Annotated in this window: 3 protein-coding genes; 1 reads left to right on the forward strand and 2 read right to left on the reverse strand. The window is 41.9% G+C overall.

Annotation, left to right across the window (positions count from 1 at the left end; genetic code table 11):
- Window positions 1-172 precede the first annotated feature (172 nt).
- A complete protein-coding gene (locus tag HWQ38_RS10885) occupies window positions 173-1,519 on the forward strand; it encodes a hypothetical protein (protein WP_292793135.1) in 1,347 nt (448 codons plus the stop codon).
- Between the two features lie 218 nt (window positions 1,520-1,737).
- Here HWQ38_RS10885 and HWQ38_RS10890 read toward each other — a convergent pair whose 3' ends face one another.
- Window positions 1,738-2,055 carry a transposase gene (locus tag HWQ38_RS10890; protein WP_292793137.1) on the reverse strand — a complete coding sequence of 106 codons (318 nt, stop codon included), beginning with the start codon at window positions 2,053-2,055 and terminating at the stop codon, window positions 1,738-1,740.
- Window positions 2,056-2,340: 285 nt separating this feature from the next.
- On the reverse strand, window positions 2,341-2,844 hold the full coding sequence (locus HWQ38_RS10895) for a winged helix-turn-helix domain-containing protein (RefSeq protein WP_292793139.1): 504 nt from the start codon (window positions 2,842-2,844) through the stop codon (window positions 2,341-2,343).
- Between the last annotated feature and the right edge of the window lie 415 nt (window positions 2,845-3,259).

Raw genomic sequence — 3,259 nt, forward strand, 5'->3', positions numbered from 1 at the left:
AATCCTCCTGTGTTTGTTATTTTAAGCACTGCATAGCCTTAACTGAACCGTATTGAGATTCACACGGGCCAATTTACACCTAAATAAGTTGCGGTTGCCTCTAGAAAGTAAGTTTTCCAGAGGCAACTGCAATAGAGGATTAATCTTTTGTAATTAAAAGTTGATAATCTGCATGAAATCATCTCATCTTCTATTATTAGTAAGTTTCTGCTTGAGCTTATTATTGTTGCTCACACCTTTACGAGCAGAGGAGGAACAAGGCAAACTCAAAGGCTCTGATGTCATGAGCAATAACACCAACCAACAGGTGTTAGGAGCGGGTAATACTGAAGCGATTAGGCTTGCTGAGAAATCTCCGTTAGTGCAGTCAGCGAAAAATTTTTTGGTAAACCAGACACAAGAAATAAAAGATGTCAAACTGAGAAAAGCCACACTTGATGCAATTGATAATCCCACAACCTGTATCATGCATAGATCCGGATTAACTGGTAGCAAAAAGCAGGAGATTGTACAGCAATTGCTCAAAGTCGGCTTGGTAGATGCTGCGGACGATATGACCTTTCCAGGTGGACTAATAGCTGGAATTTTCCCACCAGTTAGCAATGATGGAAGTGTCTGCCCCCAACTTCCCCAGTCTTTTTTCTCTGCACCTGGAAGTGGAAATAACAGTCACCATGCTTATCCCGGAGGACTACCAATACATGAAGCATTTAATAATATTAGTAATTTGAGCTTTGCGAGTAACTATCGGCTAATATATGGTCAAACAAACAGTAATGGTTTACCAATTGTCAATCCAGATAGTGAAAGTAAAGTAGATTCAGACATTTATATCAGTAACGACCTATTAATTGCAGCACCGATTTGGCATGATTGGGCTAAATCAATCGTCTTTCAGTGGAACGCGAAGGGCACTGAGTTCCAGGAGTTGAACTTCGGTGGCAATGGTAAAACAGACAATTACGGTGCGTCGGGCGATTCTAGAACTGGTGGTCATCACATCATCAGTTTGGCAGAGACGATGAAGCGAAAGTTATCCCCAGAGTTTGTGATTACTCAAGCTTGCGCTCACTCATCTCCCACTCTCGGTAACGAGTACAAAGTAGTTAACTGGTTACGTGCGGCTGCAATTATTGCTGGAATTGACCCTGTAGCCCAAGGTTACTTATTCATGGATAAGCAACACAAAATGCGTTTGCCGATAGTCCGTAAGCTTGGCAGCTTCGCGCTCACTACAAATTCTTCACTTACTAACTTTCTGGCTGAGTATGCCTTGCATAACCTGTCAGATGCAGATTTTGTTTTATCAATTCCGGCTGTTACTACTGTTCAAGAGCAATTGAGAGCGATCGCTCCCCAGTTCGGCTACAATCCTACGGATACAAAATACATATTACAATTTCGCAATCCTGTGCTAAGTTACTTGTCTGCCGAACGGTTGCTAATTATTTATAGCAATCATGGAGTTGATGGTGTGATTACAGAAATCAGGAAGCTTAGTCAGAAAAAGATTATCTAGCTCGGCTAAAATTTGGGAGTTCTGGCCTAAAGCAATAAACAGTAAAAAGTGATCGCTATGATCGCTCTCCTTACAAAGAGCACCGACACGTCATGCACTGATAGACTCTTGATATATTACAGAGTACAAAAATGGTTGGGTTGGAGAAGTCCCATAAAGCCAGAAGCGATCGCCCCCCAAATTCAAGCGAGGAAAAGAGGAGCGATACCTGCGGTGGGCTATTCGGCGTCGCTCCTGTTGAATTTATAGTAAGTTGCGTTCAGAGGTAGTATCCTGAGATGAGGAAAGAAAGTTAAATAACGCAGGCGATCGCTATCAGAGCAAAGCTCGACTAAGCCAAGGCTTAGTACGTCCTCAACTTGGTCTAAAGTTTGAAAGACTTGATTATAGAAGTGATTTTCTCGAATATCTTCCCAAATATGTTCAACAGGCATTAATTCTGGGCTGTGATCTGGTTGAAAAATTAAACGAATATTTTCAGGAACAATCAAACAATTAGAACGATGCCAAGATGCTTTATCCAATTGTAAAATCACAAAATAGTCAGCAAATTATTGAGAAATTTGTGATCAGAATAAATTCATCATTTTAGTATTAGCATAGGGCAAAATTAAGCATGTCATTTTACCTAATTCGGGTGCAACTGCGGTATAGGCGTAAACATACTGTCTGACCTGTTGCTTTGGTACAGTTGGGCGTAAGCCTTGTGGACACCAACTTTTCCCGTACCTCCCCAATCCTACCAAACCTGCCTTCGTCTCCTGCCATCAATAATAAAGGTCGGGTATCAGATAGTTCTCTTGTTTGATTAATTTGTTCGACTAATTGCGGAAAATTTTTTTAAATTCATCGATAGCATTTGGGTCTTTTTTGGGATGAGAAGGTCTCGGAACTACTTTCCGCCATTTATGTCTTTCCATTAGTCGGTAAATTGTTGTCTTATGCACGGGAAAACCACATTCTCGTTCATAGGCAAGTTTTATTTGCATCGCTGTTGCAATCTGACCACGACCAGCTTTTTCTTTAAATGAATCTATCAGTTCCTTCTCTTGCTCCCAACTCAAATAACAATTACGTCTGCCCCCCTTTCCTGGTTTAGATAACTCCGTTTCTCCCTTGCGGTTGTATTGCTGAATTACTTTTCTAACGAATCCTTTCGATACCCCTACATGTAATGCTATCTCGGCTGCCGTTCTGGGATCTGCGATCGCATTATTATATATAACCAGCCATTTTTGTCTTTCCCAATAGGATAATGCCGTCTTTACTTTCTGCTTTACCGTTTCTAAGTCTAGATGAGGAAAGGCTTGCGTCACTTGAGCCATATGCACCCACAGGATTTTATTTTTACTTTAGTTATCCCCTCTAATACCCTACTATATCTGACTGCAACTTGGTATTACCAGTCGTTTGGAGACAGCACTCTTCAAGGTAACAGTTAAAGCAGCATGATTCTTAGAGGAAACTTTATATATGGGTTATGATGAGCGTAGTTTACCACCGCAGGTCTTACCCTGAGCCTGCGCCGTTCGCGCAGCGTCTCGTAGAGAAGGGCATCGCCCTTCATTCAAGCAAACCCGCAGAGCGTCTCGTAGAGAGGAAACCAAGCGTAGGCGTAGCCCGTCGCAGACATCGCCCTAATTCAAGCGAGGAAAAGTTAAGGATGCGTAGCTTGCCGCCGTAGGCATCGCCCTCAGATAATTAAAAACTACACTGACATTTTATAGAATCTCCGCCAAA

This window comes from Nostoc sp. NMS7, assembly GCF_017115085.1.
GTDB lineage: Bacteria > Cyanobacteriota > Cyanobacteriia > Cyanobacteriales > Nostocaceae > Nostoc.